Genomic DNA, 26,025 nt, shown 5'->3' with positions numbered 1-26,025 from the left:
GGGAAGCCTGCGCGGCGAAGCGTTCAGTTCGACGCGACAAGCGAACCGTCGGAGGATACCTCAAAGCGGGCGACGTTCGCGCGGGCGTTCGCCAGCGCATCGACCGGACGGCCGCGGCTTTCCAGCGCCACTGCCGAAGCGTTGCCGATGGTCATGCGCCGCACCTGGGACGCGGCATAGCGGCGTTCGGCGCCGGCCGGCAGGAGTTCCTTGGCCAGCGTGCTGCCGTCGTTGGCGACCACTTCGAGCCAGGTCTTGGCGCTGGTCCGCACCACGATTTCCGCGTCCGCGGCGAGCGCTTTTACCGCAGCCGGCTGCGCATTGGCGGCGACCGGGGTCATCGATGCCACCACCGTGCGCGGGGTGCGATCGGCTTCGGGCTCGGCCGGTGCGGCCGGATCGGCGGGTGCATCCAGCGCGGCCACGCCCTCGGCGGTACCAGCCAGATGCTGGCGGGTGGCGACCCAGACCGGGATCGCCAGCGAAAGCGTCAACACGATATAGACCAAGCGTCGACCGATCTGCTCGGCCCACCACTGTGCTTTCGGGATGTGGGTGCGGCTGACCAATTTGGTCGGCTCCACCTGCCCCACCATCAGCGCGTCCATCATCGGCGCGGTGGTGAGGCCGAGCAGGCGCGAATAGCTGCGTACCTGGCCGCGCACGAACACCGGGGCGCCGAGCCGGGACCAGTCCTCGTTCTCCAGCGAGCGCACCACCCGATGGGGCATGCGCAGGCGCGCGGCAACGTCATCGATGCTCAGGCCAGCGGCTTCGCGCGCCATGCGCAGGCGCTCGCCGCAGCCGGCGAGGGCCTCGTGGGCCTGGTCTGATTGTTGGCTCGAGGTCATTGCGCGCGCGGTGCCGTGGTAGAACCCGGGGAAATCGCCTGCAAACGTGAACGATAACTCGAAGCGGCCACGTTGTCGCCTGTTTTTTCTTCGACCTGCATCGCAATACGCAACGCCGAGGCATCGTTAGGCGCAACTGCGAGCCAGCGTTCGGCGAACGCCCGCGCCTCCAGGTATTTGCCCTGCGAAAGCTCGAGCGCGGCCATGCCCGCCAGCGCCTGGACATCGACCGCATCCAGCGCCAGCGCGGCCCGCCAGCTGGCTTCGGCGCGCGCCGGCTGCCCCGCCTTGCGCGCGCATTCGCCGGCATTGGCCAGCGCCCGCACCGGCGTGGGATAGGCCGGATCCGCCAGCGCGCGGTCGAACCATTGCAGCGATTCGGCCGCACGCGCGTTGGCGCAAAGCCAGCTGCCGTAATTGTTGGCATACACGCCATTGCCCGGGGCCGAGGCCGCCGCGGCCTGGAAATGCTTGCCGGCGGTCGCCGCCTCCCCGCGCGCATCAGCGATCAACCCCAACAGCGTGCCGGCGTCGCCGGAGGCCGGTTGCAGCTTCTGCGCCTTGCGCGCCATCGCCTCCGCGTCAGCCAGCTCACCGCGCTGGTAGAACAGTGATGCTGATGCCAGCAACATGGACGCATCGCCGCTGTCTTGGCCATGCTTGCCGCTGACGTCATAGCGCGGCGCGATCTGGGTGTAACCGCGGTGCTGGGCGCTGGGACGGATGAGCGTCAGGCGTTCAAGCTGGCTGCAACCGGTCAGCAGCAAGCCGCCGATCACGGCCAGGACGACGAACTCACGCCGCATCGCCTGCTCCCGCTGCTTGCAGCCGCTTGCGGTGTTCGGCCGAACGGCGGGTGCGATCCATCACCTGGCCCTTGAGCTGGCCGCAGGCGGCGTCGATGTCGTCGCCGCGGGTGCGCCGCACCGGCGCGATCATGCCGGCATTGTTGAGCAGCTTCTGGAACGCGCGGATCGCCTCGTCGCTGGGGCGCTGGAAGCCGGTGCCCGGGAACGGGTTGAACGGAATCAGGTTGATCTTGGCCGCACCCTTCATCTGCACCCGTCGGTCGAAATCGCGCAGCAGGCCGATCAGCGCGCGCGCATGCTCGGGCTGGTCGTTGACATCCTTCATCAGGGTGTACTCGAAGGTGACGGATTCGCCCTTCTTGCGCAGCGCGTAGCGCACGCAGGCGTCCAGCAGCTCGGCCAGCGGGTACTTCTTGTTGATCGGCATCAGCTGCGTGCGCAGTTCATCGAACGGCGCATGCAGGGACACCGCCAGCGACACGTCCGACTCCAGCGCCAGCCGGTCGATCTGCGGCACCATGCCCGCGGTCGACAAGGTGACGCGCTTGTTGGCCAGGCCATAACCGAGGTCATCGCGCATGATGCTCATCGCGCGCACGACGTTGTCGAAGTTCGCCAGCGGCTCGCCCATGCCCATCATCACCACGTTGGTGAGCCGGCGCTGCTGGTGCGGCACGTTGCCGAGGTGGCGCGCCGCCACCCAGACCTGACCGATGATCTCGGCGGTGGACAGGTTGCGGTTGAAGCCCTGGGTGGCGGTGGAGCAGAAGCCGCAGTTGAGCGCGCAACCCACCTGCGAGGACACGCACAGGGTGCCGCGCCCCTTGTCGGGGATGTAGACGGTTTCGATGGCGTTCTTCGCGTCCATGCCGAGCAGCCACTTGTGGGTGCCGTCGGTGGAGGCCTTGTCGAACACGACCTGCGGCGCGCGCACCACCGCGCGCTCTTCGAGCTTGGCGCGCAGCGCCTTGCCGAGGTCGGTCATGTCCGCGAAATCGGTGGCATAGCGGTGATGGATCCACTTCATCACCTGATGGGCGCGGAATTTCTTCTCGCCCAGGTCTTCCTCGAAGAAGCGCTCCAAGCGGGGGCGATCGAAATCGAAGATATTGGTTTTGCCGGCATCGGCGACAGCCGCTGCCCTGTTGGTGCGGCCATCCGCGCCGGTGTCCACCGGCGCGGAGGCAGGCGCGGCCCCATCGTCGCCCAGCAGGGCGATCTCGATGGCGGGGTTGCGCGCTTCGGTCATGGCGTTCGCTCAGCGCGTGTAGACGTCGGTCGCCGGGAAGAAGTAGGCGATCTCGATCGCCGCGTTCTCCAGCGAGTCCGAACCGTGCACCGCGTTGGCATCGATGCTGTCGGCGAAGTCGGCGCGGATGGTGCCGGCGGCGGCTTCCTTCGGATTGGTTGCGCCCATCAGCTCGCGGTTCTTCAGCACCGCGCCCTCGCCTTCCAGCGCCTGCACCATCACCGGGCCGGAGATCATGAACTCGACCAGCGCATTGAAGAATGGACGCTCGCGATGCACGGCGTAGAAGCCCTCGGCTTCGGCCTTGGACAGGTGCTTCATCTTGGCGGCAACGACCTTCAGGCCGGCCTTCTCGAAGCGGGAATAGATTTCGCCGATGACGTTCTTGGCAACGGCATCGGGCTTGATGATCGAAAGGGTGCGCTCCAGCGCCATGGGATTCTCCGGATGTGCGGGCGTCCATGCCGGATCGCCCGAGGATAACAGAAAAACCCGCGTACTGACGCGGGTTTGGCCGATATGGCTGCGGACGATTCTAACCGATCGGCGATCCCTTTCGCACTTGCAGGCGTGTATCACGGCGATGAACGGCAATTGACGTACGCCAGCGTACGGCGTACGCTCAAACAAGCGTTTGACTCGAGGTATCTGCATGGGTCTCCAGCACTTCTCGACCAAGGACCGGATCCTGTATGCGGCGGAGGAATTGTTCGCCCAGCAGGGCTTCGCCTCGACTTCGCTGCGCCAGGTCACCAGCCGTGCCGACGTCAACATCGCCGCGGTCAACTATCACTTCGGCAGCAAGGACAACCTGGTCAACGAGGTGTTCCGCCGGCGCATGGACGTGATGAGCGCGCAGCGCCTCGAAGCCTTGGCCAAGGCGGTGAACGCCACGCAAGGCCAGCTCGATCCAATCCTGGCCGCGTTCGTCGAGCCGGCGCTGGCGATGGCCCAGGACCGCCACGGCGGCGGCGCCTTCATCCGGGTGATCGCCCGGGCCTACGCCGAAAGCAACGACAGCCTGCGCAAGTTCCTGTCCGACCAGTACGGCCACGTCCTGCGCGAGTTCGCCAAGGCCATCGCCCCCTGCGTGCCCGCGCTGGGCAAGGAAGACCTGTACTGGCGCCTGGACTTCCTGTCCGGCGCGCTGACCTACGCGATGGCCGATTTCGGCCTGATCAAGCGCCCGGCCGGCGTTTCCGAATCCACCCATCGCCAGCGTGCCGCCAAGGCGCTGATCCGTTTCGCGTCGGCCGGCTTCCGCGCCGATGCCACCTGAATTTTCAAGGAGATAGGAACCATGTCTCACAAATTGCTTGTACGCCGCGCCGCGGTGCTGGGCGCTGGCGTGATGGGGGCACAGATCGCCGCCCACCTGACCAATGCCGGCGTCGATACCGTGCTGTTCGATCTGGCCGCGAAGGATGGCCACCCCGATGGCGTGGTGCTGAAAGCCATCGCCAACCTCGGCAAGCTGAGCCCGGCCCCGCTGGCCAGCAAAACGCTGGCGGAGGCAATCACGCCGGCCAATTACGACGGCGGGCTGGAGCAGCTGAAGGACTGCGACCTGATCATCGAGGCCATTGCCGAGCGGATGGACTGGAAGCAGGACCTGTACCGGAAGATCGCGCCGTTCGTGCCGGCGCACGCCGTGCTGGCCTCCAACACCTCCGGCCTGGGCATCAATGCGCTGGCCTCGGTGCTGCCGGAGGAAATGCGCCACCGCTTCTGCGGCGTGCACTTCTTCAACCCGCCGCGCTACATGCATCTGGCCGAGCTGATCCCGGCCACCACCACCGATGCCGCCGTGCTGGAAGGCCTGGAAACCTTCCTCACCACCCAGCTGGGCAAGGGCGTGGTGATTGCCAAGGACACCCCGAACTTCATCGGCAACCGCATCGGCGTGTTCTCGATCCTGTCGGTGATCCACCACACCGCCGCGTTCAAGCTCGGCTTCGACGAAGTGGACGCGCTCACCGGCCCGCTGCTGGGCCGGCCGAAGTCCGCCACCTATCGCACCTCCGACGTGGTCGGCCTGGACACCATGGCCCACGTCATCAAGACCATGGCCGACACCCTGCCCGATGACCCGTGGCACGGCTTCTTCCAGTCGCCGGCGTGGCTGTCCGCGCTGATCGGCAAGGGCGCGCTGGGCCAGAAGACCGGCGCCGGCATCTTCCGCAAGGTCGGCAAGGACATCGTCGTCCTCGACCTGGAAAAGCAGGACTACCGCGTCGCCGACCGCGCTGCCGCGCCGGAGGTGGTGGAAATCCTCAAGCTGAAGAACCCGGTGGAGAAGTTCGCCCGGCTGCGCGCCAGCGAGCATCCGCAGGCGCAGTTCCTGTGGGCCTGCTTCCGCGACCTGTTCCATTACAGCGCCTACCACCTGGCCGATATCGCCAATACCGCGCGCGACGTCGACCTGGCCATCCGCTGGGGTTACGGCTGGGCGCAGGGGCCGTTCGAAACCTGGCAGTCGGCAGACTGGCAGCAGGTGGCGGCGTGGATCGTTGATGACATCGCCGCCGGCAAGAGCATGAGCACGGCCGCGCTGCCGGCGTGGGTGCTCGATGGCCGCAGCGGCGTGCACGCGGCGGAAGGCAGCTACAGCCCCTCGCGCAACGCCGTGCAGCCGCGCTCCGCCCTGCCCGTCTACCAGCGCCAGCGCTTCCCCGATCCGCTGCTGGGCGAGAAGTTCGCGCCGGGCACCACCGTGTTCGAGAACGATGGCCTGCGGATGTGGCACGACGGCGACGACGTGGCCGTGGTCAGCTTCAAGACCAAGATGCACACCGTTTCCGATGCGGTACTGGACGGCCTGCAGGAAGCGGTGTCGCGCGCCGAGCGCGATTTCGCCGGCATGGTGATCTGGCAGCCGAAGGAGCCGTTCTCCGCCGGTGCGGATCTCGCCGGCGCGCTGGGCGCCCTGCAGGCGGGCAAACTCGCCGAATTCGAGGCGATGGTGGAGAACTTCCAGCGCACCAGCCAACGCATCAAGTATTCGCTGGTGCCGGTGGTGGCGGCGGTGCGCGGGCTCGCGCTGGGCGGCGGCTGCGAGTTCCAGATGCACAGCGCCCGGACCGTGGCGCACCTGGAAAGCTACATCGGCCTGGTCGAAGCCGGCGTCGGCCTGCTGCCGGCCGGCGGCGGGCTGAAGGAATTCGCGGTGCGTGCCTCCGATGCCGCTGGCCCCGGCGGCGACGTGTTCGCCGAGCTGAAAAAAGTGTTCGAGACCGTGGCGATGGCCAAGGTGTCGAATTCCGCCGTCAACGCCAAGGAGCTGGGCCTGCTGCGCGCCGGCGACAAGGTTGCCTTCAACGCCTTCGAGCTGCTGCACATCGCCAAGGCCGAGGCGCGCGGATTGGCCGAGGGCGGCTACCGCCCGCCGCTGCCGGCGAACCGCATCCAGGTGGCCGGCGATGTCGGCATCGCCACCTTCAAGATGCTGCTGGTCAACATGCTGGAAGGCCGCTTCGTCAGCGAGTACGACTACGAGATCGCCGAACGCATCGCCACCGTGCTGTGCGGCGGCAAGCTCGATCGCGGCGCGCTGGTGGACGAGGAATGGCTGCTCAGGCTGGAGCGCCAGCACTTCGTCGAGCTGGCCCAGCAGGAGAAGACCCAGGCGCGCATCGGCCACATGCTGAAGACCGGCAAGCCGCTGCGGAATTGAGCCCTTTATCCAGCCAGCGGCCGCCTGCGCCCCGCATCGCGCGGCCCAGGACACCAAGCATCGTCTCTTCCGCATCGCGGGGAGAAGGAAAGCCTTTCGGAGATTCCAAATGAGCAAGCAAATCCAGGACGCCTATATCGTCGCCGCTACCCGCACCCCGGTCGGCAAGGCGCCCAAGGGCATGTTCCGCAACACCCGCCCCGACGACATGCTGGCGCACGTACTGCGCAGCGTGGTGGCGCAGGCGCCGGGCATCGACGTCAACCGCATCGACGACGCCATCATCGGCTGCGCCATGCCGGAGGGCGAGCAAGGCATGAACGTGGCGCGCATCGGCGTGCTGCTGGCCGGCCTGCCCAATACCATCGCCGCGCAGACCATCAACCGCTTCTGCTCTTCCGGCCTGCAGGCGGTGGCGCTGGCGGCCGACCAGATCCGGCTGGGCCACGCCGACCTGATGCTGGCCGGCGGCACCGAGTCGATGAGCATGGTGCCGATGATGGGCCACAAGGTGGCGATGGCGCCGTCGGTGTTCGACAACGACCACGTCAACATCGCCTACGGCATGGGCATCACCGCCGAAAAGGTGGCCGAGGAATGGAAGATCTCGCGCGAGGCGCAGGACGCCTTCGCGCTGGGCTCGCACCAGAAGGCGCTGGCGGCGCAGGCGGCCGGCGAGTTCAGGGACGAGATCAGCCCCTACGAGATCGTCAGCCACCAGCCGGACCTGGCCGATGGCAGCCGCATCCTCACCCGCAACAAGCTGGCCGAGCACGATGAAGGCCCGCGCCCGGACACCACGCTGGAAGGGTTGGCGAAGCTGCGCCCGGTGTTCCGCAACGGTCAGTTCGGCGGCAGCGTGACCGCCGGCAATTCCTCGCAGATGAGCGACGGCGCCGGCGCGGTGCTGCTGGCCTCGGCGCAGGCGATCAAGGACTACGGCCTGACCCCGCTGGCGCGCTTCGTCAGCTTCAGCGTGGCCGGCGTGCGCCCGGAGGTGATGGGCATCGGCCCGATCGCGGCGATCCCGAAGGCGCTCAAGCAGGCCGGTCTGAACCAGGACCAGCTGGACTGGATCGAGCTCAACGAAGCCTTCGCCGCGCAGTCGCTGGCGGTGATCAACGACTGCGGGCTGGACCCGGCCAAGGTCAATCCGCTGGGCGGCGCGATTGCGCTGGGCCACCCGCTGGGCGCGACCGGTGCGGTCCGCACCGCGACCATCGTCCATGGCTTGCGTCGCCGTCAGCAGAAGTACGGCATGGTGACCATGTGCATCGGCACCGGCATGGGCGCGGCGGGGATTTTCGAGGCGCTCTGAGCGCAGCGGAAAAACGAAACGGCGCCGCAGGGCGCCGTTTTCGCATGGGACCAATGCTGGCAGCGGCGCGGGTCAGGTTTCGACCACGCCCATTTCGCCCAGCGCGTTCTGCATCAATTCTCGCGCCGCATCGCTGAGCTTCTCGTTATCCAGCGCATAGCGGATGGTGGCCTCGATCAGGCCGATGTGGGTGCCGCAGTCGAAGCGCGTACCGCGGAAGCGGAAGGCATCGACAGGTTCCACCTCCAGCAGCGCGGCGATGGCATCGGTCAGCTGGATCTCGCCGCCGGTGCCCTTCTGGGTGGTTTCCAGCAGATCGAAAATGGCCGGGGTGAGGATGTAGCGTCCGACCACGGCGAGGTTGCTGGGGGCCTGCTCGGGGCTCGGCTTCTCCACGATCTGGCGGATCCGGCCGCTCTGGCCATCGAAGGCATCGGTGGCCACGATGCCGTAGCTGCCGGTCTGCTCGCGCGGCACGTCCTGCACCGCCACCGCACTGCCTCCGCTGGCCTCGGCGTGGTCGGCCATCTGCTTGAGCGCGCCATCGCCCTGGCTCCAGATCAGGTCGTCCGGCAGCAGTACCGCGAAGGGCTCATCACCGACCACCGGCCGCGCGCACAGCACCGCATGCCCAAGACCCAAGGCTTCGGCCTGGGTGACGAACACCGCGCGCACGCCTTCCGGCAACACGTTGCGGATCAGCGCCAGTTGCTCCTGCTTGCCGGCCTTTTCCAGCTTCTGTTCGAGCTCGTAGGCCTTGTCGAAATAGTCGGCCACCGCGTGCTTGTAGCGGTTGGTGACGAAGATCAGGGTGTCGCAACCGGCGGCGATGGCCTCGTCGACGGCGTATTGGATCAGCGGCCGATCGACGATCGGCAGCATCTCCTTGGGAACAGTCTTGGTGGCGGGAAGAAAGCGGGTTCCCAGGCCTGCAACGGGGAACACCGCCTTGCGGATGCGGCGCACTGCATTCGGATTCGGCATCCGGCGATTCTACCGCGCGCGCGTCACCGCGACCTCGCGCGCCGGCCGGGAAACACCACCACGGTGGCTTGGCGGGCACCGATCTCTTCCTCGACCGGACTGAACTCCGGCACCGCTTCGCGCAGCGCATGCGCCAAGGCATCGAGATCGTAGGCGCGCACGCCTGCCCACAAGCCTTCCAGCGCAAGCGCCATCCGCTCCTGCATCACCGCGCGCGGCTCGGCCTGCAGGATGTCGGGATAGATGGTGCTGCTGTAGCGCTCGTCGGCGTGGAACAGCGTCTCGTGCAGGCGCTCGCCGGGGCGCAGGCCGATGTACTCGATCGCCACGTCCTTGCCCGGCTGCTTGCCGGCCAGGCGGATCATCTGCTCGGCCAGCACCCGGATCGGCACCGGCTCGCCCATGTCCAGCGTGTAGATCGCCTGCTGCGCGCCGATCGACGCTGCCTGCAGGATCAGCAGGCAGGCTTCGGGAATGGTCATGAAATAGCGGGTCACGTCCGGATCGGTCACGGTCACCGGGCCGCCGCGAAGGATCTGCTCGCGGAACAGCGGCACCACGCTGCCGGCCGAATCCAGCACGTTGCCGAAGCGCACCGTCACCATGCGGGTGGAGCGTGCATCCACCAGCGATTGGCAGGCCATTTCGGCCAGCCGCTTGGTGGCGCCCAGCACGTTCACCGGATCCACCGCCTTGTCCGTGGACACCAGCACGAAGGTGCCGACGTTCGCCTCGCGGCTGGCCTTGGCCACCACGTGCGTTGCCAGCGCGTTGTTGCGCACCGCCTCGCGCAGCTGGCCCTGCAGCAACGGCACCTGCTTGTAGGCGGCGGCATGGAACACGGCTTCGGGTTCCACCAGTTTCAACGCATGGGCGATGACTGCTTGGTCGCCGCAGTCGCCCAGCACCGGCACGCATTCGATGCCGGGGAAATCGCGGCGCAGCTCGGCAGCGATGGTCAGCAGCGCCAGCTCGTCGATCTCGACCAGCGCGATGCGCTTGGCGCCGTGGCGCGCACACTGGCGGCACAGTTCGGATCCGATCGAACCGCCAGCGCCGGTCACCAGCACCGAACGTCCACCCAACCAACCGCGGATCGCCTTCCAGTCCGGACTGCGCGGCTGCCGGCCGAGCAGGTCCTCGATCGCCACTTCCTTCAGCTGCCCGGGCAGCGAGCGTCCTTCCAGCATGTCCGCCAGGCGCGGCACGGTGCGGAACGGCACGTGGCTCTCCTCGCACAGCGCGATCACCCTGCGCATCACCGTGGCGTCGACCGACGGCATCGCGATCACCAGCAGCTGGGCGCCGGTTTCCTTGGCGATCCGCGCCACTTCCGGAATCCTGCCCAGCACCGGCAGGCCCTGCAGCCGGGTTCCGCGCAGCGACGCCGCATCGTCGAGGAAACCGATCGGGTCATAGCGTCCGAGCCGGCGCAGGTCGCGCACCAGCGCTTCGCCGGCCTGGCCCGCACCAAGGACCAGCACCCGTTCCGCACCGTCAACCGCCTGCTGCAGACTGTGGTCCTTCCATGCCCGGAAGATCAGCCGCGGCGCGCCCAGCAGCACCGTCAGCACGAACGGATACAACAGCAGCGCCGCGCGCGACACCAGGTCCAGCCTGCTGTAGAAGAACAGCCCGACGACCACCGCAAGCAGGCCCAATACGCTGGCCTTGAAGATGTTGAGCAGGTCGGGAACGCTGGCGAAACGCCACAGCCCGCGGTACAGACCGACCCGCCAGGACACCAGCCCCTGTGCGACCAGCACGATGATCACGGTATTGGAAAACGGCGCGAGGTCCAGCGGCGTCGGCTGCAGCGCGTAGCGCAGGTAGTGCAGGCCCTGCCAGCAGATCCACACCATCGCAAGATCGTGTCCAACCACCGCCAGGCGCGGCAGGCGGTACCTGAGGCGATCCTTCCATCCACTCATCAAACGGTTCCTTCGCTTGCGTTTCCAAGCCTGCGATGCAGGCCGCGCCATGCAACCATCGACAGACCGAAGAAGATCGCCGTGCCGACCCGGGCCCAACCCTCCGGCGCCCGGTAAAGGCCTAGCATGATCCCGATTGACAGCGCCGTCCATCCTGCATAGCCGAGCGTGACCCGCGGATGCCCGTGGCTTCGCGCCAAGCGCTGGTAGAGGTGCTGTAGATGCGGCCGCCACCACGCCTCGCCACGAAACATGCGCCCGGCGAGGGTCATCCCGGCATCAACCAGGCAGCTTGCGAGCGGCAGCAGCAGGATCGGCCACCATTCGGCAGAAAGACCAGAAAACCCGAGGACGACCAGCGCCGCCAGCAGATAACCCAGCGCGCCGCTGCCAACGTCGCCAAGGAAGATCCGCGCCTTCGGCAGGTTGAACGGCAGGAAGCCGCAGCAGGCGGCGGCCACAACCAGCGCCAACACCCGCCCCGGCCCATCCAGCACCCAGGCGAATGCCAGTGCGGCCAACAGCGCCTGGCTCGTGGCAAGTCCGTCGATCCCGTCGATGAAGTTCCACACGTTCACCAACACCGGCACCAGCAGCAGCGCGGCCATCGCCGCGGCCGCCGGTGCCCCCAGTTGCAACATGCCGGCTGAGAGGCTTGCGCCCGCCACGAGGTGCGCCAGCAGGCGCGGCCACGCCGGCAGCGGGCGATGGTCGTCCCACCAGCCGGCGCCTGCCACCAGCGCAAGGCCAACAGCAACCCAGATCCATGCGCCGCTGCCGACCCAGGCCAGCCAGCCGCAGGCGCAGAGCCCCGCAAGCGCGATACCGATGCCGCCGCCGCGCGGAGTGGGCAGATCATGACTGCGGCGTTCACCAGGCAAATCCATCAGGCCGCGGCTGCGCGCATGCGCGCGCGCCCAGGCGGTGGCGAAGCAGGAAATCGAGAAAGCCGCCGCCAGCAGCAGCGCCGGTTCAGACCACCGCATAGTTCAGCAGCGGCTTCACCGTGCCCCACTCCTTGCAGCTGGGGCATTGCCAGTGGTGGCTGCGCGCGCCGAAGCCGCAGCGGTTGCAGCGGTAGCTGGGGTTGCGCACCAGCAGCTGGTCGGTGACCAGCTTGAGGTCGTGCAGTGTCGCCTCGGCGTCGACCTGGTCGGCGAGGCTGAGGTCGATCAGTGCCGCTTCGCCGCGCACCGACGGGCGATCCTTGAGCTGTTCGGCAAGGAAGCGGCGGGCGGCGCTGACCCCCTCCTCCGTCTCCACCATCCGGGTCAGCGCCAGCACCGGGGCGATGCCACGGTAGTGCTCGCACATCTCGCTCAGGAAGGCGCGCGCGCCCGAACGTTCGCCGGCCCTGGTGTAGTTTTCCAGCAGCATCGGCAGGATCACCGGGAGGTATTCCGGGTCGTGTCGCGCCGCCCGCTCCAGCGCACGGATGGCGCCCTGCGGGTTGCCTGCCTCGGCCTCGATGCGGCCTTCGGCGATGCCGGCACGCACGGAGGTGGGATCGGCCGCATAGGCGCGCACCAGCGCCGCGCGCGCCGCCTCGATCTCGCCGTTGGCGCGATGACGATCGCCCAATTCGCACTCGAACTGCCCGATCAGCTTGCCCATCGGCTCGCCCGAGACTTCCTCGAAACGGGTGGCGTTGCCGATCGCCTTTTCCCAGTCGCGCTCCGACTGGTAGATGCCGATCAGGTGGCGCAGCGCCTGCGGGGCGCGCTGGTCAAGCTGGGCCAGGTCGTTGAACACGGTTTCGGCGCGATCCAGCAGCCCGGCGCGCATGTAGTCCTCGCCCAGCGCCGACAACGCCTGGATCTTGTGGGTGTCGCTCAGGTCACTGCGTTGCGCCAACGCCTGGTGCAGGCGGATCGCACGATCGACCTCGCCGCGCCGGCGGAACAGATGGCCCAGCGCAACCTGTGTTTCGAAGGTGTCCTTGTCCAGTTCGGCGACGTGCAGGAACAGCTCGATCGCCTTGTCCGGCTGCTCGTTGAGCAGGTAGTTCAGGCCGCGGAAATAGGTGGTGGACAGCTTGCTGACCTGGTTGCCGCTGTGCTGCTCGCCGCCGCGGCGGCCGACCACCCAGCCCAGCAGTGCGGCCAGCGGCACGAAGATGACGAACCACATCCATTGGTCTAGGAAATCCACGTTCAGCTCCCTGATTGCTTGGCCAATGCGCACGCGACTTCCGCGCGGCGCAACCGCTGGCGCAATGGCGCTACCACGCCTATCGCCAACAACATGCCGCCCACCAGCACGCCCAGCAGCAGTGCCACAAGGACGCCCAGCCCAAGGCTGGCGTGCAGCGTGGCGAACCCGAGATCCAACGCGATCGGCTGGGGATTCAGCGCGCCAACGACTCCGCCGGCCAGCAGGCAGGCGATGGCGGCAACAATTCGAATGAAAGACGCCACGGTCTGGTATCCGGTTGCGGCAGTCCCGCAAGCTTAACGGACTTGGGCCGTCGATCCGCCGCCCTGGCGCAGCGTCAGTCCTGGGCCGGCAGCGGCAGCACGCCGGTGACCCGCTCGCGCAGCTCCTTGCCCGGCTTGAAATGCGGCACGTGCTTGCCCGGCAGCGCAACGGCATCGCCGGTCTTCGGGTTGCGGCCGGTGCGTGGCGGCCGGTAGTGCAGCGAAAAACTGCCGAACCCGCGGATCTCGATCCGCTCGCCGGCGGCCAGCGCCCCACCCATCATCTGCAGCAGCGTCTTCACCGCCATGTCGACGTCGTCGGCCTTCAGGTGCGGCTGGCGCCGTGCAAGCAGTTCGATGAGTTCGGACTTGGTCATTTGCGAAGGTGTTCGGACGCCGAGAAAACGGCGGCCCGACCGAAGCCGGGCCGCCGCAGGTCAATCGGCCGGATGGATCAGTCGGCCTTGCTGTTCAGCTGCTCGCGCAGCAGCGCGCCCAGCTTGGTGGTGCCGCTGGCCGCATCGGAGTGGGCCTTGTTGTACTCGGCCAGCGCCTCGGCGGTTTCGGCTGCGTCCTTGTCCTTGATCGACAGCTGCAGGCTGCGGCCCTTGCGGTCCATGCCCACGAACTTGGCTTCGACTTCCTGACCGACCTTCAGCACCTGGCTGGCATCTTCGGTGCGTTCGTGGCTGATGTCGCGCACGGACACGTAGCCTTCCACGCCCTCGCCCAGGTCGATGACCGCACCCTTGGCGTCGACTTCCTTGACGGTGCCCTTGACCTTGGTGCCCTTCGGGTTGGCAGCCATGAACTGACCCAGCGGATCCTGTTCCATCTGCTTGACGCCGAGGCTGATGCGCTCGCGCTCCGGATCGACCGCCAGCACCACCGCCTCGAGCGTGTCGCCCTTCTTGTAGTTGCGGGCGATGTCTTCGCCGGTGGAGTTCCAGCTGATGTCGGACAGGTGGATCAGGCCATCGATGCCGCCGTCCAGGCCGATGAAGATGCCGAAATCGGTGATCGACTTGATCTGGCCTTCGACCTTGTCACCCTTCTTGTGGATGGCGGCGAAGGTTTCCCACGGGTTGCTGGTGACCTGCTTGATGCCCAGCGAGATGCGGCGACGCTCTTCGTCCACGTCCAGCACCATGACCTCGAGCTCGTCACCGACCTGCACCACCTTGGCCGGGTTGACGTTCTTGTTGGTCCAGTCCATCTCGGACACGTGCACCAGGCCTTCCACGCCCGGCTCGATCTCGACGAACGCGCCGTAATCGGTGACGTTGGAGACCTTGCCGAACACGCGGCAGTTGGACGGGTAACGGCGGGCGATGTTGTCCCACGGATCCTCGCCCAGCTGCTTCAGGCCCAGCGAAACGCGGTTGCGCTCGCGGTCGTACTTGAGCACGCGGACGTCGAGCTCGGCGCCCACTTCCACCACTTCGGACGGATGGCGCACGCGCTTCCACGCCATGTCGGTGATGTGCAGCAGGCCATCGATGCCGCCGAGGTCGACGAACGCGCCGTAGTCGGTCAGGTTCTTGACCACGCCCTTCAGCACGGCGCCCTCGACCAGCTTCTCCATCAGCTGCTCGCGCTCTTCCGAATGCTCGGTCTCGACCACCGCACGGCGGGAGACGACCACGTTGTTGCGCTTGCGATCGAGCTTGATGAGCTTGAATTCCAGCTCCTTGCCTTCCAGGTAGACCGGGTCGCGGACCGGGCGCACGTCGACCAGCGAGCCCGGCAGGAACGCACGGACGTCCTTGATGTCGACGGTGAAACCGCCCTTCACCTTGCCGCTGATGCGGCCGACGATGGTGGCGTTGGCTTCCAGCGCCTCTTCCAGCTCGTCCCACACCATGGCGCGCTTGGCCTTCTCGCGCGACAGCACGGTTTCGCCAAAACCATTCTCGAGCGAATCAAGGGCGACCTTGACCTCGTCGCCGATGCCGACGTCGATTTCACCGGCGTCGTTGCGGAACTGTTCGATCGGAACGATGCCCTCGGACTTCAGGCCGGCGTTGATGACCACGACGTCGTTGCGGACGTCGACCACGATGCCCTTGACGATGGCGCCGGGCTTGATCTTGGCCCAATTGGTCTGGCTGGCTTCAAACAGTTCGGCGAAGGATTCGGTAGCTACGGAATTCATGAAAAATCTCGGGTGGATACACAGGCGGCCCACAGCAACGGGGCGGCCCACCTTGGGTTGGTTGGCGTTCGCGCAGGAGGCGCTTTGCCATGTGTGATGGATGAAGGAAAACCGCAGGCACGGACGTGCCCGCGGGACTGTCTCTGCAGCGCTGGATCCGGGGCCGTCAGCCGATCGGTCGGGAGACGACGTCCAACACCCGGGCGACCACCACGTCGATGGGCAGGCCGGTGGTGTCGATGAGGACGGCATCGGTTGCCGGACGCAGCGGCGCCACCGCGCGACTGGCATCGCGGGCATCGCGGGCGAGGATCTCGCGCAGCAGACCGTCGATTGTGACCGAAACCCCTTTGTCTTTCAACTGCTTATAGCGCCTTTCCGCGCGTTCCTCGGCGCTGGCGGTCAAAAACACCTTGTGAGCGGCATCGGGAAAGATCACCGTCCCCATGTCGCGACCGTCGGCCACCAGCCCCGGCGGCTGGCGGAAGGCGCGTTGGCGCTCCTTCAGCGCCGAGCGGACCTCGGGGATGGCGGCGATGGCCGAGGCCGCCGCGCCGGCGGTTTCGGTGCGCAGCTCCAGGGTGGCGTCGACGCCGTTGACGATGACCCGCGGCTCGCCGTCGCCGTCGTCGCGGAAACCGACCTCGGTATCGAAGGTGCAGCGCACCAGCGCCGAGGCATCGGACAGGTCAAGGTCGGACCAGCCTGCGGCGATCCCGACGGCGCGGTACAGCGCCCCGGAATCCAGATAGTGCCAGCCCAGCCGGGTGGCGACGAGGCGGCTGATGGTGCCCTTGCCGGAGCCGGAAGGACCGTCGATGGTGAGAACCGGAACGGAGGAATTCATGGCCGGCATTATGGAACCAACCCGCCGGCGGCGCAGGCCGCGCGAAGGAAACATGCCAACCTGTTGAAAAGGCAGCCGAATACCCGTTAGAATGCGCGGCTTCGTTTCATCCCATTCCATTTGCCGAGGTTTCATCATGAAGGTCCTGTCCTCCCTGAAGTCGGCGAAGGCCCGTCACCGCGACTGCAAGGTGGTTCGCCGTCGTGGCAAGGTCTTCGTGATCTGCAAGTCCAACCCGCGTTTCAAGGCGCGCCAGCGCTGAGACCGGCGTGAAGGCGCCGCGCCCTGCGCGCGGCCCGACCCCGTGAAGGCCGCCGCAAGGCGGCCTTTTGCGTATCGGCATAGAATCCGGCCTCCAACCCCTCGGGAGCTCCGCCATGCGCCGCACGTCCCGCACCCTCGTCCTCGCCCTGCTCGCCACTGTCTCGGGTATCGCCTGTGCCGGCGATACGCTGCTGATCCAGCGCGTGCAGGAAGAAACCGGCAACCTGCCCACGCGCGGCCTGCGCATGGCGCAGGTAGAGGCGCGTTTCGGCGCACCGGCCGAACGGCTGGATCGGCGCGGCGGCCAGAAGCAGGCGTGGCCGGTCATCGACCGCTGGGTCTATCCCGCCTTCACCGTCTATTTCGAGAAAGGCCGGGTGATCGACGCGGTGGCCAACAAGGCCGGCGCGGACGAGATCGGCCCCAAGCCCGCCACCCGCTGACGCCATCCCTCCCCTTCCCGCGCCGCGGCGCGGGACTTTCCTGCAGAACGATGACCGAAATTTCCGTGCGCTTCCCCGCCGAGTGGGAACCCCAGTCGGCGATCCTGATCGCGTGGCCGCATGCCGGCACCGACTGGGCCGACCGCCTTGGCGACGTCGAGGACACCTACATCGCGCTGGTGCAGGCGATCACCCGCTTCCAGCCGGTGATGATCTGCGTGGCCGACGACGACGTCGAAACCTATGCCGACATCCGCCTGCGCTCCAACCGGGTGGACATGGCGCGGGTGCGGTTCGTGACCGTCGCCTACGACGACACCTGGCTGCGCGATTCCGGGCCGGTTTCGCTGCGCGAGGGCGACGGCTTCCGCCTGCTCGATTTCCGCTTCACCGCCTGGGGCGGCAAGTTCGAAGCGGGCCGCGATGACCTGCTGGTGGAAACGCTGGCCGCGCAGGGCGTGTTCGGCGATACGCCGCGCCAGCGCATCGATTTCGCGCTGGAAGGCGGCGGCATCGAAACCGACGGCCACGGCACCCTGCTCACCACCTGGCGCTGCCTGCACGAACGCCATCCCGATGCCGGCCGCGAGGAACTGACCGCGCAGCTGTCGGCGTGGCTGCACCAGGACCGCGTGCTGTGGCTGGACCACGGTGCGCTGGAGGGCGATGACACCGACGCCCATATCGACACCCTGGCCCGCTTCGCCCCAGGCGATGCGATCGTCTTCCAGGCCTGCGATGACCAGGCGGATTCGCACTACGCCGACCTCAAGGCGATGGCCGACGAGATCGCCGCGCTGCGCACCCGCAACGGCAAGCCGTACCGCCTGTTCCCGCTGCCGTGGGCCCAGCCGGTCCTCGACATCGGCGAAGACGGCCAGCCGCGCCGACTTGCCGCCAGCTACGCCAACTTCCTGATCGTCAACGGTGCGGTTTTGATGCCGGCTTACGGCGATGCGGCCGACAATGCGGCGGCCGCGGTGCTGGCGCAGGCGTTCCCCGGCCGCGAAATCGTGCAGGTGCCCTGCCGCCCGCTGATCTGGCAGAACGGCAGCCTGCACTGCATCACCATGCAATTGCCGGAGGGTCTGGTCTGATGTCCAGGTACAGCAAGCTTCCCGTCGCGCTGGTGCAGGAGCGCAACCATGGCGACGCCGAGGCCAACCTCGCGGTGATCGAAACCCGCGTGGCCGAGGCTGCAAAATCGGGGGCGAAACTCGTCCTGCTGCAGGAACTGCACAACGGTGCGTACTTCTGCCAGCACGAATCCGTCTGCGAATTCGACCTGGCCGAACCGATTCCCGGCCCCTCGACCGCGCGCCTGTCGGCGCTGGCGAAGCAGCACGGCGTGGTGCTGGTCAGCTCGCTGTTCGAGAAGCGCGCCACCGGGCTGTACCACAACACCGCGGTGGTCTTTGATGCCGACGGTTCGATTGCCGGCAAGTACCGCAAGATGCACATCCCGGACGATCCGGGGTTCTACGAGAAGTTCTACTTCACCCCGGGCGACCTCGGCTTCAATCCCATCGATACCAGCGTCGGCCGCCTCGGCGTGCTGGTGTGCTGGGACCAGTGGTATCCGGAAGGCGCGCGCCTGATGGCGCTGGCCGGCGCCGAGCTGCTGCTGTATCCCACCGCGATCGGCTGGGACCCGGACGATGCGCAGGACGAGAAGACCCGCCAGCGCGATGCCTGGGTGCTCAGCCACCGCGGCCATGCCGTGGCCAACGGCCTGCCGGTGCTGTCGTGCAACCGCGTTGGCCATGAAGCGTCGCCGCTGGACGCATCCGGCATCGATTTCTGGGGCAACAGCCACGTGCTGGGACCGCAGGGCGAGTTCATCGCCGAAGCCGGTACCGAGCCAACCCTCCTGCTGGCCGAGGTGGACATGCAGCGCAGCGAGCACGTGCGCCGGATCTGGCCGTTCCTGCGCGACCGCCGCATCGACGCCTACGGCGACCTGACGAAGCGCTACCGTGACTGAGGCCGCCGCGCAGGACAGCACCAGCTATGCCGGCCAGCCCGTCGTCGAGCTGGAGCGCGACGGTGTCCGCTACACCCTGCTGGGCACCGCCCACGTCTCCAGGGCCAGCATCGACGCGGTCAACGCCGCCATCGACAGCGGCCGCTTCGACGCGGTGGCGGTGGAGCTGGACGAGCAGCGCCACAAGGCGCTGACCCAGCCCGACGCGCTGGCGCAGCTGGACCTTGTCAAGGTGATCCGCGAGAAGAAGGTGGCGCCGTTCGCCGCCAACCTTGCGCTGGCGGCCTACCAGCGCCGGCTGGCCGAACAGCTGGGCATCGAGCCGGGTGCGGAACTGAAGGCCGCGGCCACCGAGGCGGTGGCACGCGGGCTGTCGCTGCAGCTGATCGACCGCGACGTGGGCATCACCTTCCGCCGCATCCTGCAGGGCCTGAGCTGGTGGGACCGCGCCAAGCTGATCGGCAGCGTCGCCGCCGGACTGTTCGACCGCGAGGATGTCTCCGAAGCCGACATCGAGCGACTGAAGGAAGGCGACATGCTGGAGTCCAGCTTCGGCGAGTTCGCCCGCGAAACGCCGACGCTGTACGCCAGCCTGATCGACGAGCGCGACCGCTACATGGCGGCGAAGCTGCGCGAGCGCGGCGACGGTGCGAAGCACGTCCTCGCCGTGGTCGGCGCCGGCCACCTCAAGGGCATGGCGAAATACCTCGCCGAAGAGCAGCGTGCGCCGCAGGCGCTGACCGAGGAACTGGTGCAGGTCCGGCAGAAGCGCAACATCCCTTGGATCACCCTCACCCTGATGGTGCTGATCTGCGGCGGCATCGCCTGGGGTTATTTCCACGGCGGCCGCGACCTGGGCCGCGACCTGCTGCTGCAATGGGTGGCCTGGACCGGCGGACTGGCGGCGCTGGGCGCGCTGCTGGCGCGCGGGCATGTGCTGAGCATCCTCGCCGCCGCCATCGCCGCACCGCTGAAGCCGTTCCGCCCCGGCCTGCCGCCGGGGATGTTCAGCGCACTGGCGGAAGTGCACCTGCGCAAGCCGGCCTACCCCGACTTCCTGGCCCTGCGCGACGACGCGCAGACGCTGGCGGGCTGGTACCGCAACCGGGTGTGCCGGGTGGTGCTGGTGTTCCTGCTGAGCAACATCGGCAGCGCGATCGGCGTGTGGATTTCCGGCGCCAGCATCCTCGGCCGGCTGATCCACTAGCCGGCTTCAGACCTGCGCGCTGGCCACGTCCAGCGCCACGTCCATCAGCATCATGTCGTCCGGATCCACGTTGACCCGGAAGCCCAGCTGGCGGCACATCCGCAGCATCGTCGCGTTCTCGCGCAGCACCTGGCCTTCCACCGTCTTCAGGCCGACGCTGCGCGCGTATTCGACCATCATCCGCATCAGCTGCCAGCCGATGCCGTAGCCCTTCAGGTCCGAGCGCACCAGGATGCTGTACTCGCCCTTCTCGAAATTGGCGTCGGCCAGCAGGTGGACCACGCCCAACAGCTGGCCGGTATCGGTGCCCAGCGCCACCAGCGCGATCGCCCGCGCGTAATCGAGCTGGGTCAGGCGGGCGATGAATTCGTGGCTGAAGTGGCGCACGGTGGAGAAGAACCGCAGCCGCAGGTCCTCGTCGCTGATGCGGCCGAAGAACTCGCGGAACAGGGCTTCATCCTCGGGCCGCACCGGGCGCACGAACATGCGCTCGTCGTGGGCGAGGTCGACCTCGCGCTCCCATTCGGACGGATACGGGCGGATCACCATCCGCGAATGCCACGGGCCGCGGTTCGGGCTTTCGTCGGCGGGGGCGATGGCCACGTGCGCATCCACCGCCACCACTCCATCGCGATCGGCCAGCAGCGGGTTGATGTCCAGTTCGCGCACCTGGGGGATGTCGGCGGCCAGCTGCGCCAGCTTCACCAGCACCAGTGCCACCGCGCGCTCGTCGGCGGCGGGCACGTCGCGATAGGCCTTGAGAATGCGCGAAACGCGGGTGCGCGCGATCAGCTCATGGGCCAGCCGCAGGTCCAGCGGCGGCAGCGCCAGCGCCTTGTCGTCGATGACCTCCACCGCGGTGCCGCCGCGGCCGAACACCACCACCGGGCCGAAGGTCGGATCATCCGCCAGGCCGACGATCAGCTCGCGCGCCTTCGGCTTCAGAACCATCGGTTGCACGGTCACGCCGTCGATGCGCGCCTGCGGCCGCAGTGCGCGCGTGCGCGCCAGGATCACCTCGGCGGCTTCGCGCACGGCGGCACCGCTGGTCAGGTTCAGGCGCACGCCGTCGACATCGGACTTGTGGACGATGTCCGGCGACAGGATCTTCAGCGCGACCGGCGTGCCGGCGGCCAACAGCGGCGCGGCCACCTGCTCGGCATGCGCGGGATCCGTGGCCAGCGCGACCGGGGTGGCCGGAATGGCGTAGGCGCGCAGCAGCGCGGCGACCTCCAGCGGATCCAGCCAGCGCCGGCCCGCGGCCAGCGCGCCGTCCACCACCGCGCGCGCGGCGGCGGTGTCCACTTCGAAATCCTCCGGCAGGCTGGGCGGCGTTTCCATCAATGCGCGCTGCGCCTCGCGATGGCGCACCAGGTACATGTAGCCGCGTACCGCGTCGGCTTCGCTGGAATAGGTCGGCACCCCCGCCGCATCCAGCCGCGCAGTGGCGTCGTGACCGGCACCAACCCAAACGCCCAGCACCGGCTTGCCGATGGAGCCGCGCGGGCGGGCAGCCAACACGCCGGCGACGGCCTCTGCGGTGTCCTGCGACGACGACAGCGCGGTGGGCACATGCATGGCCAGCACCGCGTCGTTCTCCGGGCTGGCCAGCAGCGCCTCCAGCGAAGCGGCGTAGCGCGCGGCGTCGGCATCGCCGATCACGTCGATCGGATTGGCCCGCGACCAGGTCGGCGGCAGCAGCGCCTCCAGCCGCTCGCGGGTGGGATCGTCGATGCTCGCCAGGGTGCCGCCCATGTCCACCAGCCGGTCGACAGCCAGCACGCCGATGCCGCCGCCGTTGGTGAGGATGGCCAGCCGTCGCCCCGGCGTGCTGCGCAGGTGACCCAGCGTTTCCGCCGCGGCGAACAGCTCGTCCAGCGCCATCACCCGCAGCAGCCCGGCACGCCGGAACGCGGCGTCGTACACGCCATCGGAACCCGCCAGCGCACCGGTATGGGTGGCGGCGGCGCGCGCGCCCTGCGCATGCCGGCCGGACTTCACCACCACCACCGGCTTGGCACGCGCCGCCGCACGCGCGGCCGACATGAACTTGCGCGCGTCCTGGATCGATTCGATGTACAGCAAAATTGCGCGGGTCTTCGGATCCTGCGCGAACCAGTCGAGCAGGTCGCCGCCGTCCACGTCCAGCGCGTCGCCCAGCGACACAACCGCCGAGAACCCGACCCCGCGCGCCTTGCCCCATTCCACCAGCCCCGAGGCGATCGCCCCGGACTGCGACACCAGCGCCAGGTCGCCGGCCAGCGGTGCACCGGCGGCGAAGCTGGCGTTGAGTCGGGCATGCGGCGCCATCACGCCCAGGCAGTTGGGCCCGACGATGCGCAGGCCGTGCGCGCGCGCTGCGGCCTCGGTCTGTTCCAGCAGCGAGCCGGGGCCACGCCCCAACCCGGCGGTGACGATGATGGCCGCACGCGCGCCAACCGCGGCAGCATCGGCGATCACCCGCGGCACCGTGGCCGCCGGCGAGGACACCACCACCAGCTCGGGCGCGAACCCCAGATCGGCCAGCCGGGCCACCGCCCGTATTCCGTCGATCTGCGGATAGCGCGGATTGACCACGCCCAGCGGCCCGGCGAAGCCACCTTCGCGCAGGTTGCGCAGGATGGCGCGACCGACCGAGCGTTCGCGCGGACTGGCGCCAACCAGCGCCAGCGAGCGCGGCCGGAACACCGCGTCCAGTGCGTAGGTACTCATCCCGGAACCGTCTCCCGCGTCGCGTTGCGACACACGATAACGCGTCCGGCGTCCACGCTCCGGTTGCCGCAACGGCCGCGAGGGGGAGATGCCCCTCGGCGGCACTCAGCCCGCCGCCGGCGCCCGCCGCTGCGCGCGGCTCATCCGCGCCCGCTCCAGCAGCCGCGAGCTGCCGGTGCGCAGATCGTCCAGCAGCGCGTAGATGGTGGGCAGGAACAGCAGGCTGACCACGGTGGAGAACGCCAGCCCGCCCGCGATCGCGCGCGCCATCGGGTAGTACGGCGGCATGCCGTCGGCGGTCTTGGTGGACAGCGCGATCGGGATCATCGCCAGGATCGCGGTGCCCATCGTCATCATGATCGGGCGCAGCCGCTCGCGGCTGCCTTCGACCAGCGCGTCGATGCGCGGCAGGCCGCGGCGGCGCAGGTTGTTGATGTGCTCGATCATCACGATGCCGTTGTTCACCACCACGCCCATCAGCACCAGGATGCCGATCACCGCCATGATGTTCATCTCGGTGCCGGTGAGCCAGAACAGCCAGTACACGCCGAAGATCGAGAACAGCACGCAGCTCATGATCGCCAGCGGGAACAGCAGCGATTCGAACACCGCCGCCATGATCACCAGCATCAGCACCAGCGCGATGCCGATCGCGCGGATCATCTGGTCCATGCCGTCGAAGTTGATGTTGAAGCCGGCGCCGTCGAAGGTATAGCTGTAGCCCGGCGGGAACTGCACGTTCTTCAGGGTGTCCTCGATCGACTTGCGGGCGTCCTGCATGGAAGCGCCCTGCGCCAGCCCGGCCTGCACCTGCAGCATGGTCTGCCGGCTCTGGCGCTGGATCTGGGTGGCGGCAGGCGTGGTGTCCACGTCCACCATCGCCAGCAGCGGCACCTCGGTGCCGTTCGGCGCGCGCACCAGGAAGGTGGACAGGTCCTCCAGGCTGTAGCTGTCCGAGCCGGCGAAACGCACGTTGACCGGAATCTCGACGTCCTCGCGATGGAAATCACGCAGCGACGAGCCGCGCAGCGCCATGCCGACGAACTGCGCCACCTGCTGCGCGCTGAAGCCATAGGCCGCCGCGCGCTCGCGGTTCACCTGCACCTTCAGCTCGGTGTTGGCATCGCCGGTGTCCACGCGCACGTCGCGCAGCTTCGGATTGCGCGCCAGGATCGGCACGATGTCGTCGGCAAGCTCCTTCAGGGTCTGGGTGGAATCGCCGATCAGGCTGAAGGTGATGCCCTGCCCGTCGCCGCTGCCCATGCCACCGGGCCAGCCGATGCCGAGCTTGGCGCGCGCGGACTTGGGCAACCCCTTGCGCACTTCCTCGGAAATCTTCTTGTTCTGTTCGGCGTCGTCGATGGTCAGGAACAGGCGGGTCTGCGCCCAGCCCTGTTCGCTGTAGCGGCTGTACACGCGGTCGATCTTGAAGTCCTTGCGGTGCGCATTGACGAACTGCTCGACCCGCGCGACTTCCTTGCCCATCTCCTCCTTGGAATAGGAGCCCTTCCACTGGTAGAAGATGTTGATCTCGGTGGGATCGCTGTCGTCGCCGCTACCGGTGGTGTTCATCATCGGATACACGCTGACCAGCGAGATCGCCAGGATCCCGGCCACGCTCCAGCCGCGATGCAGCAGGGTCCAGCGCAGCAGGCGGGCATAGCGCGCCTGCATCCCGGTGATGAACGGCGACTTCAGCGCCGGCGGGGTCTTCATCCGCGCCGACAGCATCGGGATCAGGCTGATCGCCACCAGCCACGAGGCCAGCAGCGACACCGAAATGGTCACCGCCAACTGGCTCAGGTAGATGGTGATGATGTTCTTCTCGCCGAACAGCATCGGCAGGAACACCACGCAGTGGCAAAGCGTGCCGGCCGACAGCGCGATGGCCACGTGGCGGGTGCCGATGATCGACGCCAGCCACGGTTTGCCGGGGTACTTCTCGCGCTCCTGGTAGATGCTCTCGACCACCACGACGGCGTTGTCCACCAGCATGCCCACCGCCAGCAGCAGGCCCATCATCGAGATGATGTTGAGGGTGATCCCGGCGAAATACATGAAGCCCAGGGTCATCGTGAAACAGATCGGGATCGCCGTGGACACCATCAGGGTGGATGGCCAGTGGCGCAGGAAGGCATACAACACCACCACCGACAGCAGCAGGCCGATGCCGCCGGCCTCCGCCAGCGCCAGCAGCGAGCTGGTCACGGCCTGGCCCTGGTCGTCGGTGACCTCGATCTTCACCCCGCGCATCGCCGGGTCCTGCTCCAGCAGCGTGATCTCCTTGCGCACCATCCGCGACAGGTCGACCAGGTTCGCCGCGCGTTCCTTGTAGATGTCCACGCCCACGCTCGGCTTGCCGTCCATCTGCCGCACGTAGTTCATGCGCTGCGGCTGCAGGTCGACGTCGGCGATGTCGGACAGGCGGGTGCCCTTCTTGTCGATGCGCAGGTCGCGCAGCTGCTGCAGTCGCTGCAGCTCGCCCAGCGGCTGCACGCGCAGGCGCCGCCCGGCCTCGGTGATCTCGCCGGCGGATACCGCGAAGTTGGCCGCCTGCAGCTTCTGCACCAGCTCGTTCAGCACCACGCCGTGCGCGGTCAGGCGGTCCTTGTCCAGCGCCACCAGCACTTCCTGCTTGGCCACGCCTTCCACTTCCACCCGGGCCACCCCGGGCAGGCGCTCGAGCCGCTGCTTGATGCTGCGTTCGATCAGGTCGGCGCGGGCGGTCAGGTCGATGCTGCTGGTCAGGCGCAGGCTCAGCGCCTCGCGGTCGGAGGTGCTCCAGCGCTGCACGAAGTAGCGGCGGAAATCGTCCGGCAGCTGGTCGCGGATCGCGTCGATGCGCTCGCGCGCCTCGGAGGCGGCGATGGCGATGTCGCGGCTCCAGTCGCTGAAGCGCACCTGGATCGAGCCGCCGTCGGCGTTTGCCCGCGAGTTCATCGTTTCGATGCCCGGCATCGTCGCCAGCGCCTCCTCGACCGGGCGCACCAGGTTGCGCTCCACCTCTTCCGGGGTGGAGCCGGGGTACGGCAGCGACACGAAGAAGAACGGGATGGTGGCTTCCGGCTCGGCCTCCAGCGGCAGGCGGAAGGAAGCGATCAGGCCGATCGCCACCATCGACACGAACAGCATGATCGTGGTGATGGGGCGACGGATGGAGAGCTCGGTGATGTTCATCCGA

At 67.9% G+C, this 26,025-nt stretch carries 22 protein-coding genes; 8 read left to right on the top strand and 14 right to left on the bottom strand.

Translation table 11 applies throughout. The features are described 5' to 3' along the window. Positions 1-23: 23 nt before the first annotated feature. Genes E5S66_RS07500 through ndk form a run of 4 tightly spaced genes read right to left on the bottom strand, consistent with a single transcriptional unit; the run spans position 24 to position 3,344 of the window. The gene (locus E5S66_RS07500) at positions 24-851 is read right to left on the bottom strand and encodes a helix-turn-helix domain-containing protein (protein ID WP_138348619.1); all 828 of its coding nucleotides are present in this window, start codon (positions 849-851) and stop codon (positions 24-26) included. Next, positions 848-1,657 carry a tetratricopeptide repeat protein gene (locus tag E5S66_RS07495; RefSeq protein ID WP_138348618.1) on the bottom strand — a complete coding sequence of 270 codons (810 nt, stop codon included), beginning with the start codon at positions 1,655-1,657 and terminating at the stop codon, positions 848-850. Before E5S66_RS07495 ends, E5S66_RS07500 begins: the two co-directional genes overlap by 4 nt. Then, the gene (rlmN, locus tag E5S66_RS07490) at positions 1,647-2,909 is read right to left on the bottom strand and encodes a dual-specificity RNA methyltransferase RlmN (RefSeq protein ID WP_138348617.1); all 1,263 of its coding nucleotides are present in this window, start codon (positions 2,907-2,909) and stop codon (positions 1,647-1,649) included. Before rlmN ends, E5S66_RS07495 begins: the two co-directional genes overlap by 11 nt. Positions 2,910-2,918: 9 nt before the next feature. After that, positions 2,919-3,344: a nucleoside-diphosphate kinase gene (ndk, locus tag E5S66_RS07485; RefSeq protein ID WP_028838269.1), complete on the bottom strand. Its 426-nt coding sequence runs from the start codon at positions 3,342-3,344 to the stop codon at positions 2,919-2,921. A 217-nt stretch (positions 3,345-3,561) separates the two neighbouring features. On the opposite strand from ndk, the gene E5S66_RS07480 reads away from it, so the two are divergent. The 3 genes from E5S66_RS07480 to E5S66_RS07470 all read left to right on the top strand — a co-directional run bounded on the left by E5S66_RS07480 (position 3,562) and on the right by E5S66_RS07470 (position 7,900). Then, positions 3,562-4,188: a TetR/AcrR family transcriptional regulator gene (locus E5S66_RS07480; RefSeq protein ID WP_138348616.1), complete on the top strand. Its 627-nt coding sequence runs from the start codon at positions 3,562-3,564 to the stop codon at positions 4,186-4,188. A 21-nt stretch (positions 4,189-4,209) separates the two neighbouring features. Further along, on the top strand, positions 4,210-6,582 hold the full coding sequence (locus tag E5S66_RS07475) for a 3-hydroxyacyl-CoA dehydrogenase/enoyl-CoA hydratase family protein (RefSeq protein ID WP_138348615.1): 2,373 nt from the start codon (positions 4,210-4,212) through the stop codon (positions 6,580-6,582). Positions 6,583-6,691: 109 nt separating this feature from the next. Continuing rightward, positions 6,692-7,900, top strand: a complete 1,209-nt coding sequence (locus tag E5S66_RS07470) for an acetyl-CoA C-acyltransferase (RefSeq protein ID WP_138348614.1) — start codon at positions 6,692-6,694, stop codon at positions 7,898-7,900. Positions 7,901-7,972: 72 nt separating this feature from the next. Here the strand turns inward: E5S66_RS07470 and galU are convergent, their stop codons facing one another. The 8 genes from galU to cmk all read right to left on the bottom strand — a co-directional run bounded on the left by galU (position 7,973) and on the right by cmk (position 16,234). Next, a complete protein-coding gene (galU, locus tag E5S66_RS07465) occupies positions 7,973-8,884 on the bottom strand; it encodes a UTP--glucose-1-phosphate uridylyltransferase GalU (protein WP_138348613.1) in 912 nt (303 codons plus the stop codon). 23 nt (positions 8,885-8,907) lie between these two features. Beyond that, on the bottom strand, positions 8,908-10,815 hold the full coding sequence (locus tag E5S66_RS07460; RefSeq protein ID WP_138348612.1) for a polysaccharide biosynthesis protein: 1,908 nt from the start codon (positions 10,813-10,815) through the stop codon (positions 8,908-8,910). Further along, positions 10,815-11,702: an MraY family glycosyltransferase gene (locus E5S66_RS07455; RefSeq protein WP_212745328.1), complete on the bottom strand. Its 888-nt coding sequence runs from the start codon at positions 11,700-11,702 to the stop codon at positions 10,815-10,817. Before E5S66_RS07455 ends, E5S66_RS07460 begins: the two co-directional genes overlap by 1 nt. An 85-nt stretch (positions 11,703-11,787) precedes the next feature. Next, a complete protein-coding gene (gene lapB, locus E5S66_RS07450) occupies positions 11,788-12,966 on the bottom strand; it encodes a lipopolysaccharide assembly protein LapB (RefSeq protein WP_138348610.1) in 1,179 nt (392 codons plus the stop codon). A gap of 2 nt (positions 12,967-12,968) precedes the next feature. Next, a complete protein-coding gene (locus tag E5S66_RS07445; RefSeq protein ID WP_051246408.1) occupies positions 12,969-13,232 on the bottom strand; it encodes a lipopolysaccharide assembly protein LapA domain-containing protein in 264 nt (87 codons plus the stop codon). A gap of 74 nt (positions 13,233-13,306) precedes the next feature. Then, positions 13,307-13,609, bottom strand: coding sequence for an integration host factor subunit beta (locus E5S66_RS07440; RefSeq protein WP_138348609.1), 303 nt, complete (start codon positions 13,607-13,609; stop codon positions 13,307-13,309). A gap of 77 nt (positions 13,610-13,686) precedes the next feature. Then, entirely contained in the window at positions 13,687-15,387 is a 1,701-nt protein-coding gene (rpsA, locus tag E5S66_RS07435) for a 30S ribosomal protein S1 (protein WP_038052365.1), read from the bottom strand. A gap of 166 nt (positions 15,388-15,553) precedes the next feature. Further along, positions 15,554-16,234, bottom strand: coding sequence for a (d)CMP kinase (gene cmk / locus E5S66_RS07430; RefSeq protein ID WP_138348722.1), 681 nt, complete (start codon positions 16,232-16,234; stop codon positions 15,554-15,556). A gap of 136 nt (positions 16,235-16,370) precedes the next feature. On the opposite strand from cmk, the gene ykgO reads away from it, so the two are divergent. The 5 genes from ykgO to E5S66_RS07405 all read left to right on the top strand — a co-directional run bounded on the left by ykgO (position 16,371) and on the right by E5S66_RS07405 (position 20,132). After that, the gene (ykgO, locus tag E5S66_RS07425; protein WP_010342887.1) at positions 16,371-16,496 is read left to right on the top strand and encodes a type B 50S ribosomal protein L36; all 126 of its coding nucleotides are present in this window, start codon (positions 16,371-16,373) and stop codon (positions 16,494-16,496) included. A 115-nt stretch (positions 16,497-16,611) separates the two neighbouring features. Continuing rightward, the gene (locus E5S66_RS07420; protein ID WP_138348608.1) at positions 16,612-16,941 is read left to right on the top strand and encodes a hypothetical protein; all 330 of its coding nucleotides are present in this window, start codon (positions 16,612-16,614) and stop codon (positions 16,939-16,941) included. Between the two features lie 50 nt (positions 16,942-16,991). Beyond that, positions 16,992-18,038: an agmatine deiminase family protein gene (locus E5S66_RS07415; RefSeq protein ID WP_138348607.1), complete on the top strand. Its 1,047-nt coding sequence runs from the start codon at positions 16,992-16,994 to the stop codon at positions 18,036-18,038. Then, a complete protein-coding gene (locus tag E5S66_RS07410) occupies positions 18,038-18,925 on the top strand; it encodes a carbon-nitrogen hydrolase (protein ID WP_138348606.1) in 888 nt (295 codons plus the stop codon). Before E5S66_RS07415 ends, E5S66_RS07410 begins: the two co-directional genes overlap by 1 nt. After that, positions 18,918-20,132, top strand: a complete 1,215-nt coding sequence (locus E5S66_RS07405) for a TraB/GumN family protein (protein WP_138348605.1) — start codon at positions 18,918-18,920, stop codon at positions 20,130-20,132. Before E5S66_RS07410 ends, E5S66_RS07405 begins: the two co-directional genes overlap by 8 nt. Before the next feature lie 6 nt (positions 20,133-20,138). On the opposite strand, the gene E5S66_RS07400 is transcribed toward E5S66_RS07405, so the two are convergent. After that, complete coding sequence (locus E5S66_RS07400; RefSeq protein WP_138348604.1) at positions 20,139-22,844, bottom strand: bifunctional acetate--CoA ligase family protein/GNAT family N-acetyltransferase; 2,706 nt, start codon at positions 22,842-22,844, stop codon at positions 20,139-20,141. Between the two features lie 105 nt (positions 22,845-22,949). Further along, positions 22,950-26,021 (bottom strand): efflux RND transporter permease subunit, encoded by a 3,072-nt coding sequence (locus E5S66_RS07395; protein ID WP_138348603.1) that lies wholly within the window; start codon positions 26,019-26,021, stop codon positions 22,950-22,952. Between the last annotated feature and the right edge of the window lie 4 nt (positions 26,022-26,025).

The organism is Thermomonas fusca (assembly GCF_005862345.1).
GTDB lineage: Bacteria > Pseudomonadota > Gammaproteobacteria > Xanthomonadales > Xanthomonadaceae > Thermomonas > Thermomonas fusca.
Note: the sequence above shows the minus strand (reverse complement) of the source record. Positions and strands in the feature narration are given on the sequence as shown.

What these genes read in the sequence shown, in the direction of transcription:
- cmk (WP_138348722.1), bottom strand. Translation starts at nt 16,234, where the DNA reads ATGAATTCCTCCGTTCCGGTTCTCACCATCGACGGTCCTTCCGGCTCC.
- E5S66_RS07395 (WP_138348603.1), bottom strand. Translation starts at nt 26,021, where the DNA reads ATGAACATCACCGAGCTCTCCATCCGTCGCCCCATCACCACGATCATG.
- E5S66_RS07410 (WP_138348606.1), top strand. Translation starts at nt 18,038, where the DNA reads ATGTCCAGGTACAGCAAGCTTCCCGTCGCGCTGGTGCAGGAGCGCAAC.
- E5S66_RS07460 (WP_138348612.1), bottom strand. Translation starts at nt 10,815, where the DNA reads ATGAGTGGATGGAAGGATCGCCTCAGGTACCGCCTGCCGCGCCTGGCG.
- ykgO (WP_010342887.1), top strand. Translation starts at nt 16,371, where the DNA reads ATGAAGGTCCTGTCCTCCCTGAAGTCGGCGAAGGCCCGTCACCGCGAC.
- E5S66_RS07475 (WP_138348615.1), top strand. Translation starts at nt 4,210, where the DNA reads ATGTCTCACAAATTGCTTGTACGCCGCGCCGCGGTGCTGGGCGCTGGC.
- E5S66_RS07420 (WP_138348608.1), top strand. Translation starts at nt 16,612, where the DNA reads ATGCGCCGCACGTCCCGCACCCTCGTCCTCGCCCTGCTCGCCACTGTC.
- ndk (WP_028838269.1), bottom strand. Translation starts at nt 3,344, where the DNA reads ATGGCGCTGGAGCGCACCCTTTCGATCATCAAGCCCGATGCCGTTGCC.
- rlmN (WP_138348617.1), bottom strand. Translation starts at nt 2,909, where the DNA reads ATGACCGAAGCGCGCAACCCCGCCATCGAGATCGCCCTGCTGGGCGAC.
- E5S66_RS07400 (WP_138348604.1), bottom strand. Translation starts at nt 22,844, where the DNA reads ATGAGTACCTACGCACTGGACGCGGTGTTCCGGCCGCGCTCGCTGGCG.
- E5S66_RS07495 (WP_138348618.1), bottom strand. Translation starts at nt 1,657, where the DNA reads ATGCGGCGTGAGTTCGTCGTCCTGGCCGTGATCGGCGGCTTGCTGCTG.
- galU (WP_138348613.1), bottom strand. Translation starts at nt 8,884, where the DNA reads ATGCCGAATCCGAATGCAGTGCGCCGCATCCGCAAGGCGGTGTTCCCC.
- rpsA (WP_038052365.1), bottom strand. Translation starts at nt 15,387, where the DNA reads ATGAATTCCGTAGCTACCGAATCCTTCGCCGAACTGTTTGAAGCCAGC.
- E5S66_RS07480 (WP_138348616.1), top strand. Translation starts at nt 3,562, where the DNA reads ATGGGTCTCCAGCACTTCTCGACCAAGGACCGGATCCTGTATGCGGCG.
- E5S66_RS07500 (WP_138348619.1), bottom strand. Translation starts at nt 851, where the DNA reads ATGACCTCGAGCCAACAATCAGACCAGGCCCACGAGGCCCTCGCCGGC.
- E5S66_RS07455 (WP_212745328.1), bottom strand. Translation starts at nt 11,702, where the DNA reads ATGGATTTGCCTGGTGAACGCCGCAGTCATGATCTGCCCACTCCGCGC.
- E5S66_RS07415 (WP_138348607.1), top strand. Translation starts at nt 16,992, where the DNA reads ATGACCGAAATTTCCGTGCGCTTCCCCGCCGAGTGGGAACCCCAGTCG.
- E5S66_RS07470 (WP_138348614.1), top strand. Translation starts at nt 6,692, where the DNA reads ATGAGCAAGCAAATCCAGGACGCCTATATCGTCGCCGCTACCCGCACC.
- E5S66_RS07440 (WP_138348609.1), bottom strand. Translation starts at nt 13,609, where the DNA reads ATGACCAAGTCCGAACTCATCGAACTGCTTGCACGGCGCCAGCCGCAC.